Annotated in this window: 22 protein-coding genes; 21 read left to right on the forward strand and 1 reads right to left on the reverse strand. The window is 42.4% G+C overall.

The window, feature by feature from the left end; translation table 11 throughout:
* Window positions 1-104 precede the first annotated feature (104 nt).
* The 20 genes from ACRRMM_RS12655 to pdxA all read left to right on the forward strand — a co-directional run bounded on the left by ACRRMM_RS12655 (window position 105) and on the right by pdxA (window position 25,358).
* A complete protein-coding gene (locus ACRRMM_RS12655; protein WP_144626112.1) occupies window positions 105-1,157 on the forward strand; it encodes a FecCD family ABC transporter permease in 1,053 nt (350 codons plus the stop codon).
* Window positions 1,158-2,180, forward strand: coding sequence for a FecCD family ABC transporter permease (locus ACRRMM_RS12660; RefSeq protein WP_007500263.1), 1,023 nt, complete (start codon window positions 1,158-1,160; stop codon window positions 2,178-2,180).
* Window positions 2,181-2,201: 21 nt separating this feature from the next.
* Window positions 2,202-3,017, forward strand: a complete 816-nt coding sequence (locus ACRRMM_RS12665) for an ABC transporter ATP-binding protein (RefSeq protein ID WP_017359249.1) — start codon at window positions 2,202-2,204, stop codon at window positions 3,015-3,017.
* Window positions 3,018-3,195: 178 nt separating this feature from the next.
* A complete protein-coding gene (locus ACRRMM_RS12670; RefSeq protein WP_048002131.1) occupies window positions 3,196-3,918 on the forward strand; it encodes a response regulator transcription factor in 723 nt (240 codons plus the stop codon).
* Window positions 3,919-3,921: 3 nt separating this feature from the next.
* The gene (locus tag ACRRMM_RS12675; RefSeq protein WP_017359251.1) at window positions 3,922-5,676 is read left to right on the forward strand and encodes a HAMP domain-containing sensor histidine kinase; all 1,755 of its coding nucleotides are present in this window, start codon (window positions 3,922-3,924) and stop codon (window positions 5,674-5,676) included.
* A gap of 136 nt (window positions 5,677-5,812) precedes the next feature.
* Window positions 5,813-7,249: a glucuronate isomerase gene (uxaC, locus tag ACRRMM_RS12680; RefSeq protein WP_428828609.1), complete on the forward strand. Its 1,437-nt coding sequence runs from the start codon at window positions 5,813-5,815 to the stop codon at window positions 7,247-7,249.
* Window positions 7,250-7,316: 67 nt separating this feature from the next.
* Window positions 7,317-8,327, forward strand: coding sequence for a LacI family DNA-binding transcriptional regulator (locus tag ACRRMM_RS12685; protein ID WP_017359253.1), 1,011 nt, complete (start codon window positions 7,317-7,319; stop codon window positions 8,325-8,327).
* Between the two features lie 58 nt (window positions 8,328-8,385).
* Window positions 8,386-9,837 (forward strand): tagaturonate reductase, encoded by a 1,452-nt coding sequence (locus tag ACRRMM_RS12690; protein WP_428828608.1) that lies wholly within the window; start codon window positions 8,386-8,388, stop codon window positions 9,835-9,837.
* On the forward strand, window positions 9,834-11,327 hold the full coding sequence (locus ACRRMM_RS12695; protein ID WP_428828607.1) for a UxaA family hydrolase: 1,494 nt from the start codon (window positions 9,834-9,836) through the stop codon (window positions 11,325-11,327). The genes ACRRMM_RS12690 and ACRRMM_RS12695 overlap by 4 nt, the downstream gene beginning before the upstream one ends.
* Window positions 11,328-11,347: 20 nt before the next feature.
* Window positions 11,348-12,739 (forward strand): glycoside hydrolase family 28 protein, encoded by a 1,392-nt coding sequence (locus ACRRMM_RS12700; RefSeq protein WP_428828606.1) that lies wholly within the window; start codon window positions 11,348-11,350, stop codon window positions 12,737-12,739.
* Between the two features lie 169 nt (window positions 12,740-12,908).
* Window positions 12,909-13,859 (forward strand): ABC transporter substrate-binding protein, encoded by a 951-nt coding sequence (locus tag ACRRMM_RS12705; RefSeq protein WP_428828605.1) that lies wholly within the window; start codon window positions 12,909-12,911, stop codon window positions 13,857-13,859.
* On the forward strand, window positions 13,825-14,883 hold the full coding sequence (locus ACRRMM_RS12710) for a FecCD family ABC transporter permease (protein WP_046527683.1): 1,059 nt from the start codon (window positions 13,825-13,827) through the stop codon (window positions 14,881-14,883). Before ACRRMM_RS12705 ends, ACRRMM_RS12710 begins: the two co-directional genes overlap by 35 nt.
* The gene (locus ACRRMM_RS12715) at window positions 14,880-16,166 is read left to right on the forward strand and encodes a heme ABC transporter ATP-binding protein (RefSeq protein ID WP_428828604.1); all 1,287 of its coding nucleotides are present in this window, start codon (window positions 14,880-14,882) and stop codon (window positions 16,164-16,166) included. Before ACRRMM_RS12710 ends, ACRRMM_RS12715 begins: the two co-directional genes overlap by 4 nt.
* A 179-nt stretch (window positions 16,167-16,345) precedes the next feature.
* Window positions 16,346-17,248 carry a 4-hydroxy-tetrahydrodipicolinate synthase gene (dapA, locus tag ACRRMM_RS12720; RefSeq protein ID WP_079919746.1) on the forward strand — a complete coding sequence of 301 codons (903 nt, stop codon included), beginning with the start codon at window positions 16,346-16,348 and terminating at the stop codon, window positions 17,246-17,248.
* A gap of 4 nt (window positions 17,249-17,252) precedes the next feature.
* Window positions 17,253-18,425 carry an iron-containing alcohol dehydrogenase gene (locus tag ACRRMM_RS12725; RefSeq protein WP_428828603.1) on the forward strand — a complete coding sequence of 391 codons (1,173 nt, stop codon included), beginning with the start codon at window positions 17,253-17,255 and terminating at the stop codon, window positions 18,423-18,425.
* A 71-nt stretch (window positions 18,426-18,496) separates the two neighbouring features.
* Window positions 18,497-19,900, forward strand: coding sequence for a sodium:solute symporter family protein (locus ACRRMM_RS12730; protein ID WP_025207958.1), 1,404 nt, complete (start codon window positions 18,497-18,499; stop codon window positions 19,898-19,900).
* A complete protein-coding gene (locus ACRRMM_RS12735) occupies window positions 19,900-21,075 on the forward strand; it encodes a sialidase family protein (protein ID WP_035389375.1) in 1,176 nt (391 codons plus the stop codon). The genes ACRRMM_RS12730 and ACRRMM_RS12735 overlap by 1 nt, the downstream gene beginning before the upstream one ends.
* A gap of 146 nt (window positions 21,076-21,221) precedes the next feature.
* A complete protein-coding gene (locus ACRRMM_RS12740; protein ID WP_428828602.1) occupies window positions 21,222-23,006 on the forward strand; it encodes a PrpR N-terminal domain-containing protein in 1,785 nt (594 codons plus the stop codon).
* A gap of 25 nt (window positions 23,007-23,031) precedes the next feature.
* Window positions 23,032-24,378, forward strand: coding sequence for a four-carbon acid sugar kinase family protein (locus tag ACRRMM_RS12745; RefSeq protein ID WP_116306190.1), 1,347 nt, complete (start codon window positions 23,032-23,034; stop codon window positions 24,376-24,378).
* Window positions 24,354-25,358 carry a 4-hydroxythreonine-4-phosphate dehydrogenase PdxA gene (gene pdxA, locus ACRRMM_RS12750; RefSeq protein WP_035389369.1) on the forward strand — a complete coding sequence of 335 codons (1,005 nt, stop codon included), beginning with the start codon at window positions 24,354-24,356 and terminating at the stop codon, window positions 25,356-25,358. Before ACRRMM_RS12745 ends, pdxA begins: the two co-directional genes overlap by 25 nt.
* A gap of 36 nt (window positions 25,359-25,394) precedes the next feature.
* Here pdxA and ACRRMM_RS12755 read toward each other — a convergent pair whose 3' ends face one another.
* On the reverse strand, window positions 25,395-26,141 hold the full coding sequence (locus ACRRMM_RS12755; protein WP_025207954.1) for an SDR family NAD(P)-dependent oxidoreductase: 747 nt from the start codon (window positions 26,139-26,141) through the stop codon (window positions 25,395-25,397).
* Between the two features lie 189 nt (window positions 26,142-26,330).
* On the opposite strand from ACRRMM_RS12755, the gene ACRRMM_RS12760 reads away from it, so the two are divergent.
* The gene (locus ACRRMM_RS12760; RefSeq protein ID WP_007500294.1) at window positions 26,331-26,900 is read left to right on the forward strand and encodes a cob(I)yrinic acid a,c-diamide adenosyltransferase; all 570 of its coding nucleotides are present in this window, start codon (window positions 26,331-26,333) and stop codon (window positions 26,898-26,900) included.
* Window positions 26,901-26,920 lie beyond the last annotated feature (20 nt).

The raw sequence follows: 26,920 nt of genomic DNA on the forward strand, positions 1-26,920 counted from the left end.
AACAAGGATTTCAAAACGTGAAGAAAGTGATATACTAGACTCCGAGATTGATAATCATTATCACTAATAACGAATAGATATGAACGGAAAGGAAGAGACTGGTTTTGGGCTCACAATCGAATAAACAGCTGTCAGCTAAAGATGATGCGATAGATATTGTGACAAAGCCTTTTGGTACAGCAGCTGTTGTCATCATAGGAATCATTGCTTTAGCATTCGGTCTTTTTTTATCAGTATCGCTAGGAGCGGCAAACATTCATTTACACACGGTATGGGAAGCCGTCTTTCATTTTGACTCACAACAAACCTCACATCAAATCATTAGGGAACTGAGGCTGCCGCGTACAGTTGGTGCCGCACTTGTCGGTGCCTTTTTAGCAGTATCGGGTGCCATCATGCAAGGCATGACAAGAAATGCGCTTGCGTCTCCTGAAATCATGGGTGTGACAAATGGCTCTGCATTTGCGATTGCCATTGCGTTTGCTTTTTTCCCAGGCCAATCTTCTTTTACATTAATTCTTTGGTCATTTTTGGGTGCCGCACTCGGTGCTTCTATTGTATTTGGGGTTGGAACCCTTTCAAAAGGGGGGCTTACTCCTGTGAAACTCGCATTAGCCGGTACGGCTGTTGGCGCACTTTTAAGCTCAATTTCCTCAGCGATTGCCATTCGATTTGACGTCGCGCAAGATATGAGTTTTTGGTACGCAGGCGGTGTGGCTGGGGTAAATTGGAGCAATATTAAGATCATCATTCCAGTTGCGGTTGTAGGACTGATCATCGCAATGATTCTTGCCCGCTCCATCACGGTTTTAAGCTTAGGTGATGAATTAGCAAAAGGGCTTGGACAATATACACGAACAGTCAAGGTACTTGGCATATTGGTCGTGATCCTTTTAACAGGTGCAGCCGTGTCAGTTGCAGGTTCTATTGGCTTTATCGGGCTTGTGATTCCTCATGTTACGCGTTTCTTGGTCGGCGTTGACTATCGCTGGATTATACCTTGCTCAGCTATTTTAGGGGCTATTTTGCTCATTTATGCAGACATTGCGGCAAGGCTTGTCAATGCGCCGTTTGAAACGCCAGTTGGTGCCATTACAGCCATTATAGGCGTTCCTTTCTTCTTATATTTAGCGAGACGTGAAAGGAGCGGAATTTAAATGGAAATGGTGCAGCAGGCAAAGAAAAAGAAATACAAACGAACGATGGTCATGATCTTTTTAGCCATCGTGGCTGTGTTCCTGATTAGTTTAAATACCGGAGAGATAAGGATTTCTCCGATGGATACATTCAAAACATTTTTTGGACTCGGAAGTGAAATGGATGAGCTTGTATTATTCGAGTTCAGACTTCCAAGGATGGTCATCGCTTTACTTGTTGGCGCTTCTATCGCTGTATCAGGTGCTATTTGGCAAGGTGTTTCTCAAAATGGTTTAGCTGATCCCGGCATTCTAGGTGTAAATGCGGGTGCAGGTTTTGCGGTTGTTTTGTTTATCTTTGCCTTTCAGGGTTCGATGTCGAACTTAGGTGATTTTACGATATTTGTACTGCCGCTTTTCGCTTTCGCAGGTGCAGCCTTTGCTGCATTTCTCATTTATGTGCTAGCGTGGAAAAAGGGCATTACGCCTGTTCGATTGATTTTAACTGGTATTGGGATCAATGCTGCATTTTCGGCAGCAATTGTGGTCATTCAATTAAAGATGAGCCCAAATGATTTTAACCAAGCCATTGTGTGGCTGTCAGGAAGTATTTGGGGCTCAAGCTGGACATATGTCTTATCAGTCGTGCCGTGGATGCTGATTTTTCTTGTATTAGCGATGGTGAGGGCACGCTACTTAAATATCATGAATTTGGGTGACCAGATATCTTATGGCTTAGGGATTTCAGTTCATAAAGAAAGAAGTTTTCTCATGCTGATTGCAGTTGCATTAGCCGGTGCAAGTGTTGCTGTTGCAGGGAGTATATCGTTCCTAGGGTTAGCGGCACCACACCTCGCAAGAAAGCTAGTTGGACCGAAACATCAAGGAATGATACCGGCGTCCGCTATGATTGGTGCACTGCTGTTATTACTTGCAGATACACTTGGGCGTGTCATACTTGCTCCATCAGAGGTGCCCGTTGGACTTGTCGTTTCTGCTTTAGGCGCACCTTACTTCATTTACTTATTGATGAAAACGAACTAATGAGGAAGGAGAGTACAACAGATGAAATCACTTGAAACAGAAAAGCTTTGTATTGGCTATCATGACCGTTTGATTGTAGACGATTTAAATATCAGCATCCCAAAAGGCAAGGTGACCACATTAATTGGGCCGAATGGGTGCGGGAAGTCAACGATTTTAAAAACAATGTCTCGTATTATGAAGTCCCATCAAGGTGCTGTTTATTTAAATGGCCAGGCGATCCATCAAACACCAACAAAAGAAATTTCAAAACAAATGGCTATCTTACCGCAGACGCCTGAAGCCCCAAGTGGTCTGACCGTTTATGAGCTTGTGTCATATGGACGTTTCCCACATCAAAATGGATTTGGCCGCTTATCAAATGAGGACAAACGAATCATCAGATGGGCACTTGAGGAGACGGGAATGATTGCATTTCATGACCGGCCAATTGAAGCACTCTCCGGTGGACAGCGTCAGCGGGTATGGATTGCGATGGCACTCGCTCAGGAAACAGAGCTGCTTTTATTAGACGAACCAACGACGTATTTAGATCTTGCTCATCAGCTGGAGATCCTTCAGCTATTAGAACGCTTAAACAGAGAACAGGGCAGAACGGTGCTGATGGTAATTCATGACCTCAATCATGCTGCACGCTTTTCGCATTACATGATTGCCCTCAATCAAGGGAAAGTCATTAAAGAGGGTACGCCTCATGAGGTCATGACAAAAGAGGTGCTCAGTCAGGTGTTCCACATCGATGCAGAAATTGTTCTTGATCCGAGAACGAATAAGCCGATCTGTTTAACATATGACTTAATGAATCATGAAAGAAAGCTTGAAGCTGTGAACGGATAATAGATGGACAAAAACTCGGTATGTATGACCGGGTTTTTTTTGCATTTTTTGATATTACCTTGTTATGCCATTTTCTCCAGTCGATCTTTTTTCGCTTTTATGTAGAAAAGAGGTACTTTTTTACTTTGGACAATGGTAATATACGGTTAGAGATCATAGCTAGAAAGGAAAGAGATGCGTGGAAACAGCAAAAATATTGATTGCAGATGACGAAGAAGCAATTGTAAAAATGGTTGAACGCGTATTAAAAAAAGAAGGGTTTCAACATATTTATAAAGCCTATCATGCAGATGAAGCATTAGATATTGTCAAAAACGAGGACATCCACCTCTTACTTCTAGATGTGATGATGCCCGGTAAGTCAGGCTTTGATGTTCTGCCTGACATCAGGAAAATGACGAAGGCACCGATTTTCTATTTAACAGCAAGAACGTCTGATGTAGACAAATTGACTGGATTTGCACAAGGTGCAGACGATTACATCACAAAGCCATTTAATCCGTTAGAGCTAGTAGCTAGAATTAAGGCGCACTTAAACCGAACTTATGTCTCCTTACAGGAGGAGCAGGAAGAAGCGCACAGTCAATATGAATATACTCATTTCTCGTACCATCCTCATGCAGCCGAGTTGAAAGTAAGGGGAAAGGTGACGGCTTGCTCAGCTCAGCTTTTGTCCTTGCTGAAGTATTTTTGTGACCATCCGAATGTAGTACTTTCAAAAGATCAAATCTATGAGAAAGTATGGGGGGTTCCGTCATATGGTGACAACAACACCGTCATGGTTCATATCCGAAAGCTGAGAGAAAAAATAGAGTTAGATCCAAGTCAGCCTGAATATATTGTGACGATCCGTGGTATGGGCTATAAGTTCATTCCCCAACCTGTGAAGGTTCTTCAATAGTTTATGAATTTACGAACAAAACTTTTCTTTCACTTTGTCGGACAAATGTTTATTGTCATCGTCATTCTAACGATCGGGCAAACATTCTCTGAAAATCTTTATTTTCAAAAACGCTATGAGAATATGACTGAAACTGGTTTAACGAAGGCAGATGGAGATACACTCATGAGCTGGCTTTATTTTAACGAGGATGGAAAAATGGAAGCCGATGATCAGCTCAAACAAGCAGTGGAAAAACGTGATGGCTGGCTACAAGTGATTGATTCCAAAAAACGCAACGTCTATAGCTATCAACTCCCTAAAAACATTCCAACATCCTATCAAAAGGATGAAATGATCAAGATCTTTGAAAAAAGACAATTTAAAGATTATAAGATGTACTTCTGGCCAATTGAGATTGATCAAGAAAGCTTTATCGTCTTATATGGATTTAAAACGAACAGCACAAAGGTAGCCAATTATCTCAAGCAGCATGAAAAAAACCTGGCTGCATTGTCTCAATATTCAGTTGAAACAAAAGAATTTTTGAAAAGAATGAATGGATCGGTGCATCTGTTTAATGAAGAAGGAAAATACTTAAAAGGTATCCGAGCCAAAAATAATTTGAAAAATAACGTAACGGATGTTGAACTGCTCAAGTATCAATCAAAGCCTTGGGAGTTTAGAAGTGACCTGTCGTATATCAAAGTGAATAAGGATTTGTATATGATTGTTTCGGTGCCAAACAAAGTATACAGCCCAGACGAGCTTTATGATAAAGAGACAGAGGCTTTAAACCAATATACAACGCTTTTGATTGCAGGTCTTGCGCTTACGATTATTATCGTTATGACATTATGGTACTCGTATCGCTATGGGCTACCGATCTATCACATTATCCGCTGGCTGATTTTCTTATCAAGAAATAAATTGCAGGAGCCAACAAATAGAAAAGGTATTCCAGTAAGTAAAAATAAAAAGGGCCGTATTAAGCGGGAGTACCGGCTGTTTGAGGATATCCTCAAAACAATGGATCAGCTCACCAATACGTTAAAAGAGAATGAAGCAAACCGAAGAAAAATTCAAACCACAAGGGAAGAATGGATCGCAGGGCTGTCTCATGATCTAAAAACGCCTCTTAGCACGATTTACGGCTATGGATTAATGCTAGAATCAGATCAATACCAATGGTCCAAGGAAGAAGTCATGGAAATGGGACAAGTCATTCGTGAGAAATCAGAATACATGTCGACCTTGATTGAGGATTTAAACCTCACGTATCGATTGAAAAATGGTGCATTGCCTATTAATCGAAAACCTGTTGAACTTGGTGAATTTTTAGCCTCCATTATGGACGAGTTTTCAAGAAGCACGCTTTCAGAAGATTATTTATCATCCTTTGAAGATCAAACAGAGGGTGTCATGTTTGAGATCGATAAAGCCTGGTTTAGACGAGTCATTGAGAACCTGCTGGCGAACGCAGTGAAGCATAACCAGAAAGGTACTCTTATTCAAGCTGTTCTATCTGAAACAAATGATGAAGTTCGGATCGAAATGAAAGATAACGGACGCGGAATGGCGCAAGAAACGGTGGATCATTTATTTAATCGTTACTATAGAGGGACAAATACGAATGATCCAACAAATGGAACAGGACTAGGACTGGCGATTGCAAAAGAGCTTGTCTTACTGCACGATGGCGATATTCAAGTAGAAAGTGAATTAGGTCAAGGAACAACTATTGCGATTATCCTAAAGAAAACACCATCTGTAAAATAGCCAAAAAACGATTTTCTTTTCTAAAGGAAATCGTTTTTTCTTGTTTTAGGATTGAAATCAATTTTGTAAACGATTACAATAAAATTGTTAACGTGAACAAATTGATTTTCATCATTATAAGAGATGGGGGAGTTTGATGAAAGCCTTTTTAGATGAGCAGTTTTTATTAAACAGTCAAACGGCGGAAAAGCTATACCATGAATTTGCAAAGAACCTTCCGATTATTGATTACCATTGTCATTTAAGTCCAAAAGAAATCTATGAAAATAAAACGTTCCAAAATATAACTGAAGCATGGCTTTACGGAGATCATTACAAATGGCGCGCCATGAGAGCAAATGGGATACCTGAAACACATATCACAGGAGATGCCTCAGATGATGAGAAATTTTTAGCATGGGCGAAAACCGTTCCGATGACGATTGGAAATCCTCTCTATCACTGGACCCATCTAGAGCTAAGACGATATTTTGATGTCGAAGAACTTTTGAATGAAGATAGCGCAGATATCATCTGGAAAAAAGTAAATGAAAAGTTGCAAGGAGACGGATTTGGTGCGAGAGATTTCATTGTGAAATCAAATGTTGAAACGGTTGTGACGACAGACGATCCGGTTGATTCGTTGATTTATCACCAACAACTGCGGGAAGAAGGCTTTTCTGTGCAAGTGTTGCCAGGGTTTCGGCCAGATAAGGCATTAGATATCACAAATGACTTGTTTATCGAATATGTTGATCAGTTGGCGGAGGTTTCATCTATCCCGATCGAATCCTATCAAGACTTCATAAAAGCACTTCATATGCGTATCGATTTCTTTCATGAACAGGGCTGTTTGATTTCAGATCATGCCATCAATGAAATGACGTACGAAGACACGACGGAAGAAGAAGCTACGATCATTTTTCATAAAAGAATGTCTGGACATCCATTGACGGAAAAGGAGAAGGTTCAATTTAAAACACACACATTCATTGAACTAGGTCAGGCATATGCTCAGCGGGGATGGGCGATGCAGCTTCATATCAATGCGCTCAGAAACAACAACTCGAAAATGTTTAAGCGACTTGGACCAGATACCGGATATGATGCAATGAATGATGAAGACATTGCAAAGCCTCTTTGCCGCGTATTAGATCGGTTAGAACAAGCACATGCATTGCCAAAAACCATCCTCTATTCCTTGAATCCAAGGGACAATGTGGTGATTTCAACAATAGCTGGAAGTTTTCAAGATGGAAAGACTCCTGGGAAAATGCAGCATGGAACAGCTTGGTGGTTTAATGATACAAAGCAGGGAATGACAGAGCAGATGATGGCACTTTCCAGTATCGGACTGATCAGCCGATTTATTGGGATGCTGACAGATTCACGAAGCTTCCTGTCTTACACAAGACATGAATATTTCCGTAGACTGTTATGTGACATCATTGGAGATTGGGTGGAAAAAGGTGAAGCGCCTAATGATCTCAATTTGCTAGGGGGAATGGTAAAAGGAATCAGCTATGAAAATGCAAAGCAGTATTTTCAATTTGAACGGGCAAATGAGCTTTCGCATAAAAGCAAGATGATATGAACAAAAAGCAAGAATATGAAAGCGTTTTTATGATAAGATGATAAAAAATCATAAAAGGCGGAATAGCATGACAGTCACAATCAAAGATATAGCAAAATTGGCAAACGTTTCTCATACCACAGTATCAAGGGCTTTGAATAACAGTCCTTTTATTAAAGAGAAAACAAAACAAAACATCTTGTCGATTGCAAAACAGCTGAATTACTCACCGAATGTCCATGCCAGAGGCCTTGTCTCGCAAAAATCATTTACAATTGGTCTGTTTTTTACGAGTTTAACAGAAGGCACATCCTCAAGTTTCTTTGTTGATGCATTAAAAGGCGTCAACAGTGTGATAACAGAAAACTATCATTTGGTTGTAAGAGGAATTGACGATTTTCACGATTACACAACCATTCATAAACAGCGGTATGATGGTATTTTGCTCATGAGCCAGAGCGAGCATGATGAAGCGTTTATCCATCATGTGAAAAAACAGGGAATTCCCATTATTGTACTGAATCGTCGTGTAGAAAGTAATCAAGTGATGAATATATTAGCGGATGATGGTGAAGGGGCATATCAAGCTGCACACTATTTCATTCAGCAGGGGCATAAACAAATTGCCATTATTGAAGGGAAAGAAGGGTTTAAATCCACACAGGAAAGAAAAGCTGGTTTTTTGCAAGCACTCATTGACCATCATGTACCCATGAAGAAAGAATACATGATCACAGGCGACTATCATATGAAGAGCGGCTATGAATCAATGGAAGCCTTACTCACTCTTGATGATCCGCCAACTGCCCTTTTTTGCTCAAACGATGACATGGCGATTGGTGCGATGAATGCATTGTTTGCAAAAGGTAAAAGGTGTCCTGATGATCTCTCTATTATCGGATTTGATGATATTTCATTTTCATCTTATACAACGCCTGCCCTCACAACAGTCAAAAAGCCAATTGAAAAAATGTGTGCGCTTGGAGCAGAAGCGATCCTTTCAGTCATCAACGGTGAAAAGCAAGAAGACGATCATCTGGAAAAAGTGTATGTCCACACAGAGCTGATGATTAGAGATTCAGTAAAAAAGGTGCAGTAATCAGCATCTTTTAAATGAAAATGTTCACGTGTGCAAAAAATGCAGGGAGGAAAAGCGTTTGAGACGATTATCCAAAGATGTGTACCCAGTGGCTGAATATCCTGAAACCATTCTACAAATTGGCGAAGGAAACTTTATGCGGGGATTTATGAATTGGCAGATCCAGAAGCTAAACGACTGTACAGATTTTAAAGGAAGAGCAGTGGTCGTTCCTCCTCGAAAAGGATCAGTGACCGCTCTAAATGAACAAGATGGTTTGTACACTTTATGTATTCAAGGATTTCATGACCAAAAAGAAATGAACGAACGGATCGTCATTCAATCCATCAGCAGGGGAATCAGCACATATACAGATTATGAAGCCTTTTTACATGTAGCGGAAAGTCCTAATGTGCGCTTTGTCTTTTCTAATACAACAGAGGCAGGACTTGTGTTAAGAAAAGAGGACCGATTAGAAGATCGGCCGCAAGTAAGTTTTCCAGGAAAGCTGACAGCCTTCTTGTATCACCGCTTCAAAGCTTTTTCTGGAGATGAGAAAAAGGGCTTGATCATTTTACCTTGTGAATTGATTGAACAAAACGGTGATCGATTAAGAGAATATGTGATCACAATGGCAGCTGAGTGGAATCTTCCGCCTGATTTTGTGGCTTGGGTCAAGGAAGCCAACACGTTCTGTAATACGTTAGTTGATCGGATTGTCCCAGGATTTTCTCAGGAAGCAGCGGAGACTGTTCAAAAAGAAGAGGGGTATATCGATGAATTGCTTGTCACAGCAGAATATTATCACCTGTTTGTCATTGAAGCACCTGCGTTTGTTCAAAAAGAGCTTCCTTTTCAAGAAGCAGGGTTAAACGTACTTTTTGTGGAAGATATCGCTCCCTATCGTATGAGCAAGGTTCGCATTTTAAACGGTGCACATACAGCGATGGTGCCGATTGCATATTCATGTGGCTTGGATACTGTCAAAAAAGCGGTGGATGATGAGCATGTTGCTATGTTCATTCGCCGCATGCTTGAGGAGGAAGTGCTGCCAAGTTTGCCACTTCCTGAAGAAGAGCTTCTTCTTTATACACAATCCGTGTGGGATCGATTCTGCAACCCTTTTGTCAAACATCAATTACTCGATATTGCCTTAAACGGTGTATCGAAGTTTCGGGCGCGTATTCTCCCGTCTCTTCTAGATTATATAGAGCTAAAAAAACAGTTGCCTACGAAGCTTATGTTCTCACTGAGCAGTTTGATTTATTTTTATCAAGTCCATGCAGATCAAATAAAGGATGATGAGTCTGTGATGACATTCATGAAGGAAGCATGGGAGGAAGTGGACCATTCCTATGAATTAATGGTCGATCAACTTCTTTCAAACGAAATTTTATGGGGGATGGATTTGACGAGGATCGTAGGGCTGAAGGATGCAGTAGCCGAGCAGCTCACCTTCATACATGAAAATGGCATGAGAGCTGCTGTTCACCAAATTCTTCAATATGAAAGTCAGGGGGAGAAGGCATGAGAGACTTTGTTGTGATTCATCCTTCAGATAATGTTGGTATCGCTTTAAAAGTGCTTGAGCAAGGCGAAGAGCTTCAGCACCAAGGTCATACAATCATTTTAAAAGAAACCGTTCCTAAAGGTCATAAATTTGCATTGGCTGAGATCAAAGAAAAAGAGAATATCATCAAATATGGCTACCCCATTGGTCATGCAGCCACTAAGATCTCTGCTGGAGAATGGGTGCATACGCACAATATCAAAACGAATCTATCAGGTAAGCTCGATTACGAATACCGCCCTTCTTTAACAGAAAACCCCTATGAAAAAACGAATCTGACATTCAAAGGGTATAAACGAAAAAATGGCGCAAGTGGTATACGAAATGAGCTTTGGATTGTCCCAACAGTTGGGTGTGTCAATGGCATTGCTGATCAAATCATTCAAATATTTACCGCTGAAATGGGTGGAGACATCCTTCCTTTTGAAACGGCTCTCGTATTAAAGCACAATTATGGGTGCTCACAGCTTGGGGATGATCATGAAAACACAAAAAACATTCTTCAAAATGCCGTAAAGCACCCAAATGCTGGAGGGGTTCTCGTTCTAGGGCTTGGCTGTGAAAACAATGACATTGAGGATTTTCAGGCTACATTAGGGGAGTATGACCAGACGAGGGTGAAATTTTTAAGAAGCCAAGAAGTAGGGGATGAGATTGAGACGGGTGTCGCTTTGCTCAAGGAAATTTATGACGCAGCGAAAGAAGATCAGCGTGAAGACATTCCGTTATCTGAGCTGAAAATTGGCTTGAAATGCGGAGGATCAGATGGGTTTTCAGGCATTACCGCAAATCCACTTTTAGGCAGACTGTCCGATTTTATTGTGGCTCAAGGCGGAACCACCGTCTTAACAGAAGTACCGGAAATGTTCGGGGCTGAAACGATCTTAATGGAGAGAGCGGAATCAAAAGCGACATTCGACAATATTGTGCAGATGATCAATGATTTTAAACAATACTTTATGGATCATCGACAGCCAGTATATGAAAATCCTTCCCCGGGAAATAAAGCAGGAGGAATTTCGACATTAGAAGATAAATCTCTCGGCTGCACACAAAAAGCGGGTACTTCCGTTATAAAGGATGTTTTAACATACGGGGAGCTGCTAAAACGAAAAGGATTGAATTTATTAAGTGCGCCTGGGAATGATTTGGTTGCTTCATCTGCTCTCGCAGCGTCTGGCTGTCAGCTCGTCCTCTTTACAACAGGCAGAGGCACACCGTTTGGCACATTTGTTCCAACGATGAAGGTATCGACCAATACCGCTTTATATGAAACAAAAAAACATTGGATCGACTTTAATGCGGGGGAATTGCTTGAAGATGTACCAGAAGATGTGGTGCTAGAGAAATTCATTGCCACGTTGATTGATGTGGCGAGTGGAAAGCTGTTAAATCATGAAAAAAACAATTTTAGAGAGCTGGCCATTTTTAAAACAGGTGTGACACTTTAAGGCGTCTGGGGGATGAGGAAATGTCTAAAAAACGGAATTTGATGTATGTGACAGCAGGAACAGTACTAACAGGAATTGGACTCGCACGTTTAGCAAAGCAAGGGAAAAAAGACAAAGAAACAGATGGTATAGATCAGGTGTTAAAGCAAATAAAAGCGCCAAAGTTCCCAGATCGTGAATTCAATGTCATTCATTATGGTGCAGATAACAAAGGGATAGAGCTTTCGACAAATGCTATTCAGTCTGCCATCGATGATGCACATCGTTTGAAAGGAGGGCGTGTGCTGATTCCTGAAGGGACATTTTTGACAGGCGCTCTAGAATTGAAAAGCAATGTAGAGCTTCATCTTCATGAAGACGCCTATGTGACCTTCAGCCAAGATACACGTCATTATCTCCCGCTTGTTCTAACAAGATATGAAGGCATTGAGCTTTATAATTATTCACCACTTATTTATGCCCATCATGCAGAAAACATCGCGATTACAGGAGCAGGCACTCTGGACGGGAGAGGGGATGAACACCACTGGTGGCCTTGGAAGTATGGAACAAATGGTCAACCCTCTCAGGACCGGGATCGTCAGCTTCTTTTTGAAATGGCTGAAAAAAGAATACCAGTGGAAGAAAGAGTGTTTGGTGAAGGACATTATTTAAGATCAAGCTTTATCCAGCCATACAATTGCCAAAACATTCTCATTGAAGGAGTAACCGTAAAGGATTCACCGATGTGGCAAGTCCATCCGGTGTTAAGTGAAAACGTCATCGTCCGCGGGGTGAATATCATCGGTCATGGCCCAAATACAGATGGTGTGAATCCAGAGTCGTGCCGACATGTGCTCATTGAAGATTGTTATTTTGATAATGGCGATGATTGTATTGCCATTAAATCGGGCAGAAATGAGGACGGCCGGAGAATCGGTGTTCCATCTGAAAACATCGTCATTCGTAGAAATACGATGCGTGATGGTCATGGCGGAGTAACGATCGGGAGTGAAATCTCTGGAGGCGTCAAGTATGTATATGCAGAGGATAATGTCATGGACAGTCCGAACCTCGACAGGGCATTGCGCATTAAGACCAACTCTGTCAGGGGCGGTACCATTGAACACATCTATTTTAAAAACAATCTAGTGAAAAGCTTAAAGCATGAGGTGGTCTGTATCGACATGATGTATGAGGAAGGGGATGCCGGTCCGCATAGGCCTGTAGTCCGTCATATTGAAGTAGAAGGGTTAAAAAGCAGCGGAGGGCGATATGGTGTCAAGATCGCCGCATACTCACATTCCCCGGTCACACACTTTAAAATGAAAGACTGTGTCATTGACGATGTCACGTACCCTCTTTCATTGGAACATGCAGTATCTCCTTCATTTCAGAAAGTTGTCATTAATGGTGAACATATCAACCAATAGCGAAGTGAAAACAGCCACGTCAAAGGCTGTTTTTCTTTTATAAGGGCAAAAAAACGTATTGGCCGTCACATATACAACCTATCTGCTCTGTAGTATAATATTCCCGAAATTAGAAAAGAATTGACGAAAGAGATGACGTCAAGCAGTACATAAAGCAGGGGGTTTATTGATGAAGAAGTTAACTGGTATTTGGCTATCATTGTTATTTGTGATCGGTGTTTTAGCAGGGTGTGCAGGTGCGGAAACGGACCAAAAAACAAACAGTTCAAAGCCTAAAGAGACAGCGGCTGCCGCATTTCCTGTATCCATCAAAGATGCAGCTGGTAAAACAGTTGAAATCAAAGAACAGCCTAAACGAATTGTTTCGTTAATTCCAAGTAATACAGAGGTTGCCTATGCCCTTGGTCTTGGAGATAAAATCGTTGGTCGATCAGACTTTGACAACTATCCAAAGGAAGTAGAAAAGGTCGAGAAGATTGGCGGTCTTGATTTCAATGTAGAGAAGGTTATTTCCTTAAAGCCTGATCTTGTCTTAGCACATGCATCACAAATGAGCTCAAAAGACGGATTTAAACAGCTTGAAGATGCAGGTATTCAAGTGCTGACTGTTAATGATGCAGCTTCCTTCAAAGATGTGTATAAGTCTATTAATATGATTGGTGAAGCAGCTGGCGTAAAAGAGGCATCAACGAAGCTTGTAGATGAGATGAAATCAAAACTGAATGACATCAAAAAACAAGCAGAATCCATCTCCAAAGACAAACAAAAAACAGTTTTTGTCGAAGTATCAGGTGCACCTGAAATTTATACAACAGGTAAACAAACGTTTATGGACGAAATGTTGTCTGTCATTCATGCAAAAAATGCTGCTGGCGACCAAACAGGCTGGGTGCAAATGACGGAAGAATCAATTATTAAACGAAATCCTGATGCTATTGTTACGATTGATGGCGCAAGCTTAGCTGATCTGAAAAAAAGAGACGGCTGGAAGGCGATCAAAGCAGTCAAAGAAAAACAAGTCTTTCAATTGAATACGGATCTGGCATCACGACCGGGACCGCGATTGGTTGAAGGAGTGGAGGCTCTTGCGAAAAGTATCTATCCTGACACGTTCAAATAAAATCATCATCGCATACACAGCAAGTGTTTTACTTCTTGTGGTGAGCATTGGAATGGGAATCTCATTTGGCAGTTTAGGGATTCCCATTCCTTCTATACTTCGGATCTTTGTTCATGAAGTATTTGGAATTCAGGCCGGAACCATTGATGCAATTGACCGCAATATTATGATGAATATCCGGCTGCCGAGAGTGATATTAGCGGCGTTAGTCGGAGCAGCTCTGGCGTTATCTGGTGCAGCCTTTCAAGGTTTATTAAAAAATCCTCTCGCTGACCCTTATACACTTGGGGTATCTCAAGGGGCATCTGTGGGGGCTGTAGCCACATTGTTTTTCAGTTTGCAGTTTCCTTTGCTCGGCAGTTTTACACTGCCTTTTTTGAGTATGACAACAGCGCTTGTCACACTATGTCTCGTCCTCTTTTTTGCCCGTCTGGTTCACCGAGGAATGAGCATTTCTTCTTTAATTTTGACGGGGGTCATCTTTAGCTCTTTTTTAGGAGCGCTCATTTCATTAATGATTGCGTTAACAGGTGATGATTTAAAAGAGATTATTCATTGGCTTCTAGGCAGTGTGTCTATGAGAGGCTGGCGATATATTGCTCTTTTCCTTCCTTTTTTCCTCATTGGTACATTTGCATTGATCTTGATGGGAAGAGATTTAAATGTGATGACATATGGCGAAGAAAAGGCAAAACTGTTAGGGGTTCATGTGAAACGGAGCAAATATGTGGTGTTGCTTGCTGGTTCGATTCTGACTGGAAGTGCGGTGGCTGTGTCAGGAACGATCGGATTTGTAGGACTGGTGATTCCGCATTTTATCCGTCTTTTATCCATTACGGATCATCGTCATTTGCTGCCTTTGTCGATGCTGAATGGTGCTTCCTTTCTCGTTTTAGCAGATGTGCTCTCCCGTACGATCATTGAACCGACTGAATTGCCTATTGGCATCATTACAGCGTTAATTGGTGCACCTGTCTTTGGCATCATCCTCATTCGCAGATATAGAGGAGGGACGCATCTATGATTCAAGTGAAGGAAGTTAGAGGAGGATATGGAGAAAAAGAGGTCATTCACGGCGTGAGTTTTGAAGTGGAGCGAGGGGAATTCCTCGGCATCCTTGGTCCAAATGGGAGCGGTAAGACGACACTGCTTAAAATGATCGCAGGTATTTTAGCACCTGAGAGCGGCCAAGTAACACTAGATGGCCATCCAGTTCAATCCTACCGGCCAAAGGCACTTGCGCAAAAATTGGCGGTTCTTCCCCAGAAGACCGATCAAGCCTTTTCATTTACAGTGGAAGAAACGGTCCAGTTTGGGCGTTATCCTTATCAGAAAGGTTGGCTGCAATCTGTTACGAAAGCAGATATCGAGATTGTCAGCAAGGTGATGGACCAAACAGATATTGCTCAATTTAAGGATCAATCCATCCATGAGTTAAGCGGTGGAGAACAGCAGCGGGTTTACTTAGCTCAAGCGCTGGCTCAGTGCCCTGACTATTTATTGCTGGATGAACCAACGAGTTTTCTTGATTTAGCTTATCAAAAAGAGTTACTCGATTTGATTAAACAAGAGACGGTTTCCTCTAACTTAACGGTGATCGGTGTGTTTCATGATGTGAACATTGCCAGTTTGTATTGTGACAGTCTGCTTTTGCTGAATGAAGGAAAGACGGACATGCTGGGAGAACCGCATCATGTGTTGACCACCGAACGGGTGAACCGGGTGTATGAAACAAATGTAACACCTCTCCAACATCCACTGCGGGCCAACCCTCAGCTGGTAATTGAACCTGCGTCCATCTCTGAACATTCAAGGCTGAACTTAGCGAATGGGTGGAAAACATATGGCGCAAACGGAATGACATTTTCTACTCATCAGCCATTGCGCATCCTTTCATCACATGAGAAAAGCGGGGGTTTCTTTTGGACACGGTCCCTTGGAACGGGAACTGAAGCACTCCATGACATGCTGGATGATGAGGAAGGGTACTTATTTCTTGGTCAATCTGATGGGCCGAAGCAATACGCCGCTGAAGATGATGATGAAGATGTCCTTCTTTATGGGATGCATCAAGAAGGAGAGCTGTCCGTTTGGCTTGTGCTGAAAGGAACGATATCAGATGGTGCGTCTGTCCAGCTAATGGGCGAGCTGATGCACTTCATCAAACAAGAGACAAGTATCCAGGTACATCATCTTTGTATCGCTGCTGCCAATGCAGAAGAAAAGGAGCATACTGCTCATTTACATGAAAGAGTCAGACTGAAAGTGAAGCATCTTCTTCATACATTGAATGCTATGAAAAAGTGAACCGGCTGGTTCACTTTTTTTGTTGAAAACATCAACATCTACTTATGTCATCCACTGAATATTTGAAAAAAACGAAAAATATGTTGCTAAATAAATCATATTGCTTTTATAATAAGAATAATGAAAGCGTTTTAATAATTAATTGTTTAAAAATGCAACAACCGAAAGGGGAGGATCATTTGAACATTCAAGGAATCATTCCAGCTATTTTGACACCGCTTACAGAAGAAGAGCATTTTCATCCAGAAGTGACAAAGCAACTTATTGATCATTTAATCGACTCAGGTGTGCACGGCATCTTTGCTTTAGGGACAAACGGCGAATTTCATTTGTTTTCAGAGGAAGAAAAGCTTCAAATTGCTGAAACTGTTGTAAAGGCTGCGGGCGGCAGGGTACCTGTATACATGGGAGCAGGTGAGAATAGCACTAAGGCAACCATTAAGCTGTCAAACAAGTTCGCAGATTTAGGCGTAGATGTCTTGTCGGTTATCACCCCTTATTTTGTTGCGCCATCACAAGAGGAGCTGTATGAGCATTTTCGTCATATTTCAGAGAATGTGACCATCCCCATTTTACTTTATAACATTCCATCAAGAACAGGTGTGTCACTTGCGCCAGAGACGGTTGCAAGGCTCAGCGTTCTACCGAATGTGTTAGGTATTAAAGACAGTAGTGGAGATATTGCCAATATCAAAGCGTATCTCGATGTCACAAAGGATGAAGAGTTTGTCGTGCTTGCAGGAACGGATTCCCTCATTTTAGAGACATTGAAGCTAGGCGGAACAGGTGCAGTGGCGGCAACGGCAAATGTGCTTCCCAAAACCGTCGTTGGCATTTATGAATCGTTTCAGCAAGGAAATCTTGACCAAAGTGAGCAATGTCAGCAGCAACTGCAGCCGTTAAGAGCGACATTCACATTAGGAACGTTACCAGCACCTTTGAAAAAAGCAGCTGAACTTTCAGGGATTCCTGTAGGTCCGCCAAAAAGCCCGGTCAAAGCATTATCCGGCGAGGCTTTAGAAGCTGTGGTGAACATGATGGAGAATTATCGGATACAAGCAAAAGCAGCAAAGGAGTCGTGAAGAGATGACAATATCACATTATCACTTTCAAACGGCATCACACATTGTTTCTGGCGCCCACTCTCTAGAGCTCCTTGGGGAGAAGCTAGAGCTATTAGGACTTAGCAAATTGAGATCGATTTTTATTTTAACGCAGCCATCCATCGTATCTCTTGGTTACGCAGATCAAATCAAAACAGAACTTGCGAAAAAAGGGATTGTGAGTGAGATCAGCACAGAGATTAAGCCTGAACCAACGGAAGAAAATATCGAGGACGTATTCCAGACATTTTTAAAAGGGGAGCATGAAGCTATTATTGGGATTGGTGGCGGGAGTGTGCTGGATGCGGCCAAAATATTAGCTGTTCTAAAGACGAATGATCAGCCAATTTCTGATCTCGTTGGCACGAACCTTGTTAAAAAAAGAGGAGTTCCAACGATTCTCATTCCAACAACCTCAGGTACGGGATCAGAAGTGACACCAAACGCGATTGTTACCTTTCCGGAAAAAGAATTAAAAATTGGCATGGTCAGCCCATACCTTTTGCCTGATCTTGTGATCTTAGATCCCGCACTGACACTCAAATTGCCAAAAGCCATTACCGCAGCTACAGGGATGGATGCGTTTACGCATGCGCTTGAATCGTATATTTCAAATAAAGCCAATCCATTTAGTGATATGTTTGCACTCGAATCGATGAGGCTCATTTCAGGAAGTATTCAGGAGGCCTATCATCACGGGGATAATATGACAGCAAGGGAAGATATGCTGGTTGGTGCCATGTATGGCGGGATGGCGCTCACAAGTGCCGGAACCGCTGCTGTTCATGCAATGGCTTATCCGTTAGGGGGGAAATTCAAAATTTCACACGGTGTCGCTAATTCCATGCTGCTTCCTCATGTCACGGCGTTTAATGCAGACCATATCAAAGATCGTCTTGAAGATATTGCTAGAGTGATAGGGATCGAAGAGAAAGGCTCAAAGCATACGCTTGCAGAGCAAGTGATTCGTCAAGTTGAAGAGTGGACAGCGGATTTACACATTCCTCAACAACTCAAAGCCTTCGGCGTGTCAAAAGAAGATGTTCCGGTACTTGCTGAAGCTGCTTCAGAGGTGAAGAGATTAATGGATAACAACCCGAAGCCGATGTCTGTCTCTGATATTGAACAGATCTACATGAAACTGCTCCACGTTTAACACTTCATACGTCACTGGGATGGGACATGAGAAGTTGCTTCATACGGCTTGCACACAAAGGGGGATTTTAAGTGAATGTCTTAAGTAGTTCTGTCATCACATTTATTTTAATCGTCATTATTCTCTATATTCTGTTTACGACCTGGCTGACGATGCGTTTCCGTAGTAAGTCTAACTCAGAATTTAACAATGCCGCTAAGTCACTTCCAGCTATTGTGGTCGGTATTTTGTTAATGAGTGAATTCATTGGGACGAAGTCAACTGTCGGAACAGCTGAATCTGCTTTTACACACGGGCTTTCCGCTTCATGGTCTGTTATCACAGTTGCTATTGCCTTTTTTATTTTTTCCTTTTTCTTAGTGGGAAAGTTTTATCGAACAGGACAATACACGATTTCAGGTATTATTGATCAAAAATTTGGGAAATCAACAAAGCTTGTTGTCTCTGTCATTATGATTGCAGCCCTGCTCTTGGTGAATCTAGGAAACTATTTAAGTGGTTCAGCTGCCATTGCATCCATTCTTGGTCTTCCTTTAATGACCTGTGCCATCATCACGGCGGTTGTGAGTACATTTTATTTTACTTTCGGAGGAATGAAGGGGGTTGCATGGGTCACGATCCTTCATTCAATTGTGAAGTATGCGGGGATTTTGATTACACTAGGGGTAGCCCTTTATTTAACAAAAGGCTTTGAGCCAATGAAACAAACATTACCCGACCATTTCTTTACATGGGATGGGACCATCGGTTGGGGAACGATTGGAGCTTGGTTTATAGGAAACATGGGGGCCATTTTTGCGACGCAGTTTATCATTCAAGCGATCACCTCGTCGAAAAGTGAGCGAGAAGCGAAAAAATCGACCCTGTATGCAGCACTCCTTTGTTTGCCGCTTGCCATTGCGATCGGGATCATCGGTGTCGCAGCCCGTTATTTGTATCCAGACATTGACCCTATTTATGCTTTCCCTGTCTTTTTACAGCATATGAATCCGATTTTGAGCGCTATTGTGGCAACATCGCTTGTCGCATCCATTTTTGTTGGTGTCTCGACGGTTGCACTTGCTACAACCACGTTGATTATTGATGACTTTTATGTACCGAAAAAGAAACCATCACCAGAGCAGCGTATGAAGGTGACTCGGTATGTAGCTGTCATGGTTGGGATTGTGCCGCTTGTGGGGGTCGCACTTGCACCAGAGTTGCTGTCACTTTCCTTTTTTACACGAGCACTTCGAACATCGATTGCAGTTGTAGCAGCAATGGGCTTTTACTTGCCATACTTTAATTCAAATAGAGGAGCAACCATTGGTCTTGCCGCTTCAGGCATCGCCACGACGGTGTGGTATTTACTCGATAATCCATTTGGAATCGATAATATGTATGTGGCCATTATCATTCCTTTCCTAGTTCTGGTGATGGATCGATGGATCAGCCCGCCAGCTAAAAAGGATCAATCACTGAAAGGAGAATTATGATGACAAATGAAGACATCATGATCAAAATAGATGGAAAATTGCGACAAAATGAACAAGACGCAGCTAGAAAAGAAGCCTTTTTACCAACAGATTGCGTGCAAAACCATGCGGCTAATCTCATCGAACTGGATAATGGAGATTTGCTGTGTGTATGGTTTGGCGGTACGCAAGAAGGAATTCCTGATATCTCTATCTATATGTCAAGGCTCAAGCAAGGAAGTAATCAATGGACGAAAACTGTGAAGCTGTCTGATGATTCTACACGATCTGAACAAAATCCAGTTCTTTTTCAAGAGAAAGATGGCAGGCTGTGGCTGCTTTATACAGCACAACTTTCTGGCAATCAAGATACAGCTCTTGTGAGATATCGTTTATCGGAGGATAGAGGAGAGACTTGGGGAGAGATTGGTACTTTATTTGATCAGCCGGGGACGTTTATACGACAGCCTATTGTTGTATTGGATAATGATGATTGGCTCCTTCCGGTGTTCTATTGTAAAACGATTCCTGGCGTAAAATGGACAGGAAACCGTGATGTCAGTGCTGTGAAGATTTCCTCAGATCAAGGGAAGACCTGGGAAGAGGTCACTGTGCCCAACAGTACTGGCTGTGTTCATATGAATATCGGAAAATGTGCGGATGGTTCCCTGCTTGCCCTCTTTAGAAGCCGGTTTGCTGATTCGATTTATATGAGCCGTTCAGTGGATCATGGACGGACATGGTCTGAGCCAAGAGCAACAGAGCTGCCAAACAATAACTCATCCATTCAATTTACGGTGCTCCATAATGGTCATCTTGCCCTCGTTTATAACCATATCAACGCGGATGATCAAACAGAAAGAAGAGCGTCCTTGTATGATGAAATTGAGGATGAAGGCGATACACGAACGGCTGTTGATACAGAGGCGCGTCCAGCCTTTTGGGGAACACCGCGTGCGCCAATGACACTTGCCATCTCGACGGATGACGGTGCGACATGGCCCGTCAGACGTAACCTTGAAATTGGCGATGGATATGCCATGACAAACAACTCAAAGGACAAATTGAATCGAGAGTATTCCTATCCATCCATCACAGAAGGAAAAGATGGTAGTCTGCACATTGCGTTTACTTTTTACCGGCAGGCCATCAAGTATGTGTGTGTGAAAGAAGAATGGACTCATCACACGTCTTAACCGCAAGGGATCAGTGTTTCCGTGAATTGTAACCCTCATTTTCTTCATTTATAATTGATGTTTGGAGGGTTGTCTCAATTTGCTAACATTTGGACTCCCTCAACGTATGTCTCACGATGAAGAGATAAAAAATGGGGGTCCTTTTCATGAATATAAAAGTATTAGGTATTGCGCCGTATAAAGGATTAGGCGATGTATTAATCGACCTTGCCAAAGACGAAAAAAGCATCACATTCCAGCTTGAAGTCGGAGATCTTAGGTCTGGTGTTGCACTGGCAGAACAGGCCGAGGCTCAAGGAATGGATATTATTATGAGCCGCGGGGGGACAGCTGCGCTTATTCAAAAACACGTCAACATTCCAGTGGTGGATATCCCTGTGTCAGGCTACGACTTGCTTCGTGCCCTGACGCTGATTAAAGATTACCAAGGGAAAAAAGCAGTAGTTGGATTTGAAAATATTACACAAGGTGTACGCACCATCGGAGAGTTATACGGGATCAAAATTGATATTTATACAATACAGCAAGAGGAAGAAGTGTGGGATCTTTTACAGCAGTTACAGGAGCAAGGGACACAGGTTGTACTGGGTGATGTGGTTACAGATAAAGCGGCCAAGGAGTTGGGGATGCAAAGCATGCTCATTACCTCAGGACGTGAATCTGTCAAAGAAGCGTTTCATCAAGCAAAACAAATGTACCGTTTATATAAAGAGGCGACAGCTGAGCAGCGCCTCTTTCGTGAAATGATTGACCAAGAGTCAAAAGGGATGCTGATCATTGATCAGCACAATCAGCTTTATTTTATCAATCAGCAAATGAAAGAATGGACAGAAAAAGGGTTATTTGCACCGTTTACGTCTCATGTTGATGTGATGGATTGGTGCCCGGCGCTTGAACCAGCAGTAAAAGCAGTTCGAGAAGGAAAACAAAATGGATATTCTCAAATCTCCTTTCAGCAGCAAGTGTGGCATGTCAAAGGAAGCTTATTATCTAAAGGTGAGCTACTTTTGACGATTGAGAAGCCTTCTGCTGTGATTAATAGGGAGGGGCAGTCTATATGGACGCTGGCTGCACCTGTTCATTCAGCACATCCATTTGCTCTTTTTACTGAGCAGAGTTCAAATATGAAAGATGTGATTAAAAGGGCAAAGGCGTTCAGCCAAACAGATCGATCGATTTGTCTCTATGGTGAACAAGGAACTGGTAAATCAAGCCTTGCTTTTGCTATTCACCAAATGAGCGAGAGGAAAAATGAGAGCTTTATGACGGTGCATTGCAGCCGTTTGACTGAATTAGATGATGTAAACATAATTCCGGTGCATCAAAAAGGGACGATCTTTTTGAAAGATATTGATCGTGTCCCAATGGCTATGCAGCCCCTCATGGCCGAGCAGCTTATTCATCATCAGCAGAACATTCGCTGGATGGCTGCATCTACAGTTGATTTGTTCAAATTGATGCAATCTGGGGCGTTTCATGAAGACCTATATACGTGTTTGCAGGAGCTCGTCATTCATGTCCCGCCGTTATCTGAACGGGCAGAAGATATTGAGGATATGAGCCGGTTATTTATAGCTGAATTAAATTCTCTTTATGGGACGCAGGTTGTTGGGCTGTCAGCAGAAGTGATTGCCGCCTTTCAAAACGAGCGATTTAGAGAAAATGTCCGGCAGTTCAAGCGAATTATGGAGGAACTGGTGCTGACAACAAAAAGTGGATATATCACATTGAGTAAAGCAAAGCCGGCAATTGAGCAACTGGCTTCTGAGAATGAAGAAAAACAGCTGTCCAGCTATTTACATGGCACGCTTGACGAAATTGAAAGACGAATCATTCGGACGGTGCTGGAAGAAGAAAATATGAATCAATCAAAAGCAGCAAAGCGGCTCAATATTAACCGCACGACGCTGTGGAGAAAGCTAAAGGAATAATATGCAATGAGACCGAGGTGTCTAAATGACAAACGATCTATTAAAAAAAGGAGCGAACTTAGAGCAAAAGGTGATCATTGTGGCTGATGATTTAACAGGCGCAAGTGATACAGGTGTTCAATTTGTGAAGGCCGGTTTAAAAGCCTCTGTGCTGTTCCAGCCGTCATTTGAGGATATGAGCCGGTACAAGGAGGAAGATGTACTGATTGTCGATACAGACTCACGAAGTATGTCTTCTGAAAGAGCGTATAATGAGGTCAGTCAAGTGGTCCAGCCGTTTCTACAAGGGGATTCGCACCTTTTCTTTAAAAAAATAGATTCAACGTTAAGAGGAAATATAGGAATAGAGCTTCAGGCACTAATGGATCTTGGCCGGTTTGATGCGGCAGTCATTGCCCCCGCTTACCCCGATGCGAATAGATCTACGGCCTATGGGATTCATTATGTGGAGGGTGTGCCTGTTCATCTATCAGAAGCAGCGAAGGACCCAAAAACGCCTGTCCTGACATCCAGTATTTCAGACTTAATTGACGAGCAGACAAACATCAAGCCAAAACATCTTTCGAAGCAAGCGGTCTATTCAGAGCTAAACGAAACGAGTCATGACGTTTCATCTTTATTAAAACATGGTCATCAATGGTTTGTGTGTGATGCAGAAACGAACAATGATTTAACACAGATCGTTGATTTGTTTATGAAGATCAATCAAAGAGTGCTTTGGGTCGGGTCAGCCGGACTCGCTGGCGCATTATCATCCTATGTCGCGAAACACCGCAATCTTTCTCATGCAAAAAAGCATGAATCTGTTCTCATCGTTTCAGGAAGTGCTTCTCAAAAAACAAATGAGCAGTTTGCTTTTTTAAGAGAAAAGCACAAATGTCTCGATGTGAAAGTGAACCCGTTGAATGTATTAAACGGCCGTGAAGCATGGGAAAGGAAATCAGTCATGGATCAGCTGCTCATGCGTCAGGATGAAGATATTCTCCTTTATACAGACGCAAGGCCAGAAATGGTTGAACAGATGTTGGCATACGGTGAAGCGAATGGCATGACAAGACAAGAAGTAGGAAGTACCTTATCTGTCTGTCTTGGTAAGATCACAAAAGACATTGTTGAATTAACAGGGATGAAACGCCTTTTTTTAACTGGTGGAGATACGGCGCGTGCGATATGCCATGAGCTTGGAGCAGGCGGGATTCAGCTGTTGAAAGAAATTGAACCCGGCATCCCGCTTGGGCGGCTCGTTGATACGAGTGTATATGCGGTCACAAAAGCAGGGGCATATGGTCAAAAAGATTCTGTGCTCCATGCGGTTGAAGTGTTGAAAAACATAGAGGGGGTAGACGAATGGCAAAACCAATCATTGCTGTAACGATGGGAGATGCTTCTGGGGTTGGTCCTGAAATTATTTTAAAAGCCTTCCAGCAAAGCCGTTTACATGAAGAAGCCGTTCTATTTGTCATTGGAGACACCCATATATTAAATAGGGCGAAAGATTTTGTGAATACACATGTGGAGATTGTCAGTATTAAAGAACCGGAGGAGGCGGAACAAGTAAAAGCTGGTGCCGTTCCTTGTCTTGATCTTCATCTATTAACAAGTGATATTCCAGTAGGAGAGATTTCAAAAGAAGCAGGGAATGCCGCTTTTCGATATCTTGAAAAAGCCATTACACTTGCGAATGACCGTAGAATTGACGGCATTTGTACAGCACCGTTAAACAAGGAAGCACTTCATAAGGCTGGTCATATGTATCCAGGGCATACAGAAATATTAGCTGACCTGACAGGTACGGACGATTATGCCATGATGCTGGCAGCTCCTAATTTAAAAGTGGTGCATGTGACGACACATATCGGATTAATGGATGCCATCTTAAAAATCAATCCTGAGCGTGTATACACAACGATTAAACTGGCTCATGATACCCTCGTTCGATCTGGTATCCCTGCACCTAGAATTGCTGTGTGCGGGATTAATCCGCATGCCGGGGAGAATGGTCTGTTTGGAAACGGAGAAGAAGAGGAGAAGATCATTCCAGCGGTAGAACGAGCACAGGATGAAGGGGTTCAAGTATTTGGCCCGCTACCAGCTGATACACTGTTCTTTAGGGCGACAAGAGGCGACTTTGATATCGTTGTGGCGATGTATCATGATCAAGGGCATGGACCAATCAAGGTGCTTGGCTTAGAATCAGGCGTTAATATTACAGTTGGATTGCCTATAATCCGTACAAGTGTCGATCATGGGACAGCATTTGATATTGCAGGAACAGGAAAGGCTGATTCTGCGAGTATGGAAGAAGCCATTCGGCAGGCAATCATGCTTTCTGGTACGAGAGAGAACCGATAGTAAAAGTGAAAGAGCCTTCCAATGGAGGCTCTTTCTTTAGTTCATATACGTTCCGCCATTCATATTGATGGTTTCCCCTGTGATGAAATCTGACTGATCAGAGGCTAAAAAGGTGACGGCGTTTGCGACTTGCTGCGGTGTTCCAATTGTTTTCAGAGGAATTCTTTCTAAAACAGATCTACGGTATTCATCACTCCACTGTTTGCTCATGTCTGTCTCAATTGGCCCAGGACAGACAGCATTTACATGAATGTGATGTGCTGCTAATTCTTTGGCAAGATGCATCGTTAAGTAATTGATACCTGCCTTTGAAACGCCGTAAGCGGGTGATGCATTGTGATGAGGGGTTTTGCCAGTAGTTGAACTCATGTTGACAATCTTCCCGCCTTGCTGTTTGATCATGTCAGGAATGACTGCTTGACACATGAGAAACGTACCCGTCAAATTAATATCAATTAGTCTTTTCCATTCATCAACAGATGTATCGACTGTTGATTTCCGCAAATTGATCCCAGCATTGTTGACCAATATATCAATCTGTCCGAAATGGTTTTTTGCCTTCTCAACGAGGGAGGCAGCTGTCGCTGGTAAACTAGCATCACCAGTGACAGAAACAGCGCGTGTCTCTTCTTTATTCAGAGAGGAGCAAACGTCTTGCAATAGCACTTCATTCGTTCCGTTCAGCACCACTTTAGCTCCTTCAGAGACAAATGCCTCAGCAATGGCGCGGCCAATCCCTCTGCTTGCACCTGTAATGATTGCTACTTTGTTTTGTAAAGTCATCTATCATCCCACCCATCAGTCATAATTAAAAAGCGCTTTCATTTATTATAAAATGTGATGTTTCATCATTCAACATATAAAGTAGAAATGAAGAGATTTTGAATAAAAGTGTTTCATAATAAAACAAATACATCTTTTCCACTTCAGGGTATACTAAAAGGAACAAGCAATGGATAAGGGGGAACCTCAATGAAACTTTATACAAAAACTGGAGATCAAGGTCAAACAGGCTTGATTGGCGGGCGAGCTGATAAAGATGACGCAAGAGTAGAAGCGTACGGTACATTAGATGAGGCGAATAGTTTGATTGGACTAGCCCATGCAAACTTAAGGCAGCATGGCGAATTGTTTCAAGATATTCTATCTGAGCTAATGGTCATTCAGCATGAGCTGTTTGACTGCGGCGGTGATTTGGCAGCGGTGAAACCACCGAAAGAAGGCAAGTTAAAAGAAGAGTCTGTCACAGTCCTTGAAAAGCGAATGGACGTGTATGTAGAAGAAGCCGCACCGCTGACTAAATTTATTTTACCTGGCGGCCAGGAAGGTGCTGCCCTCTTACATGTAGCGCGAACAGTCGTCAGGAGAGCCGAGCGGCATATTGTGACACTCGCAAAGCAGGAGGAGATTCCAGCAGTTACGCTCACATATGTGAACCGTCTATCCGACTATTTATTTGCTGTCGCCCGTATTGTAAATCATCGGCTTGGTGAAGCGGATGTTGAATATGAACGAAGTGCAGACGTGTTTCGTTCTAAATGAGGAAAAGCACTCTTCTAGTC

This window comes from Bacillus sp. XT-4, assembly GCF_050864245.1.
GTDB lineage: Bacteria > Bacillota > Bacilli > Bacillales > Bacillaceae > Bacillus > Bacillus altitudinis.

Coding starts and splice junctions, on each gene's coding strand:
- ACRRMM_RS12715 (WP_428828604.1), top strand. CDS start 14,880: ATGATTCAAGTGAAGGAAGTTAGAGGAGGATATGGAGAAAAAGAGGTC.
- ACRRMM_RS12675 (WP_017359251.1), top strand. CDS start 3,922: ATGAATTTACGAACAAAACTTTTCTTTCACTTTGTCGGACAAATGTTT.
- ACRRMM_RS12705 (WP_428828605.1), top strand. CDS start 12,909: ATGAAGAAGTTAACTGGTATTTGGCTATCATTGTTATTTGTGATCGGT.
- ACRRMM_RS12725 (WP_428828603.1), top strand. CDS start 17,253: ATGACAATATCACATTATCACTTTCAAACGGCATCACACATTGTTTCT.
- ACRRMM_RS12760 (WP_007500294.1), top strand. CDS start 26,331: ATGAAACTTTATACAAAAACTGGAGATCAAGGTCAAACAGGCTTGATT.
- ACRRMM_RS12700 (WP_428828606.1), top strand. CDS start 11,348: ATGTCTAAAAAACGGAATTTGATGTATGTGACAGCAGGAACAGTACTA.
- ACRRMM_RS12735 (WP_035389375.1), top strand. CDS start 19,900: ATGACAAATGAAGACATCATGATCAAAATAGATGGAAAATTGCGACAA.
- ACRRMM_RS12695 (WP_428828607.1), top strand. CDS start 9,834: ATGAGAGACTTTGTTGTGATTCATCCTTCAGATAATGTTGGTATCGCT.
- ACRRMM_RS12665 (WP_017359249.1), top strand. CDS start 2,202: ATGAAATCACTTGAAACAGAAAAGCTTTGTATTGGCTATCATGACCGT.
- pdxA (WP_035389369.1), top strand. CDS start 24,354: ATGGCAAAACCAATCATTGCTGTAACGATGGGAGATGCTTCTGGGGTT.
- ACRRMM_RS12745 (WP_116306190.1), top strand. CDS start 23,032: ATGACAAACGATCTATTAAAAAAAGGAGCGAACTTAGAGCAAAAGGTG.
- ACRRMM_RS12660 (WP_007500263.1), top strand. CDS start 1,158: ATGGAAATGGTGCAGCAGGCAAAGAAAAAGAAATACAAACGAACGATG.
- ACRRMM_RS12685 (WP_017359253.1), top strand. CDS start 7,317: ATGACAGTCACAATCAAAGATATAGCAAAATTGGCAAACGTTTCTCAT.
- uxaC (WP_428828609.1), top strand. CDS start 5,813: ATGAAAGCCTTTTTAGATGAGCAGTTTTTATTAAACAGTCAAACGGCG.
- ACRRMM_RS12740 (WP_428828602.1), top strand. CDS start 21,222: ATGAATATAAAAGTATTAGGTATTGCGCCGTATAAAGGATTAGGCGAT.
- ACRRMM_RS12755 (WP_025207954.1), bottom strand. CDS start 26,141: ATGACTTTACAAAACAAAGTAGCAATCATTACAGGTGCAAGCAGAGGG.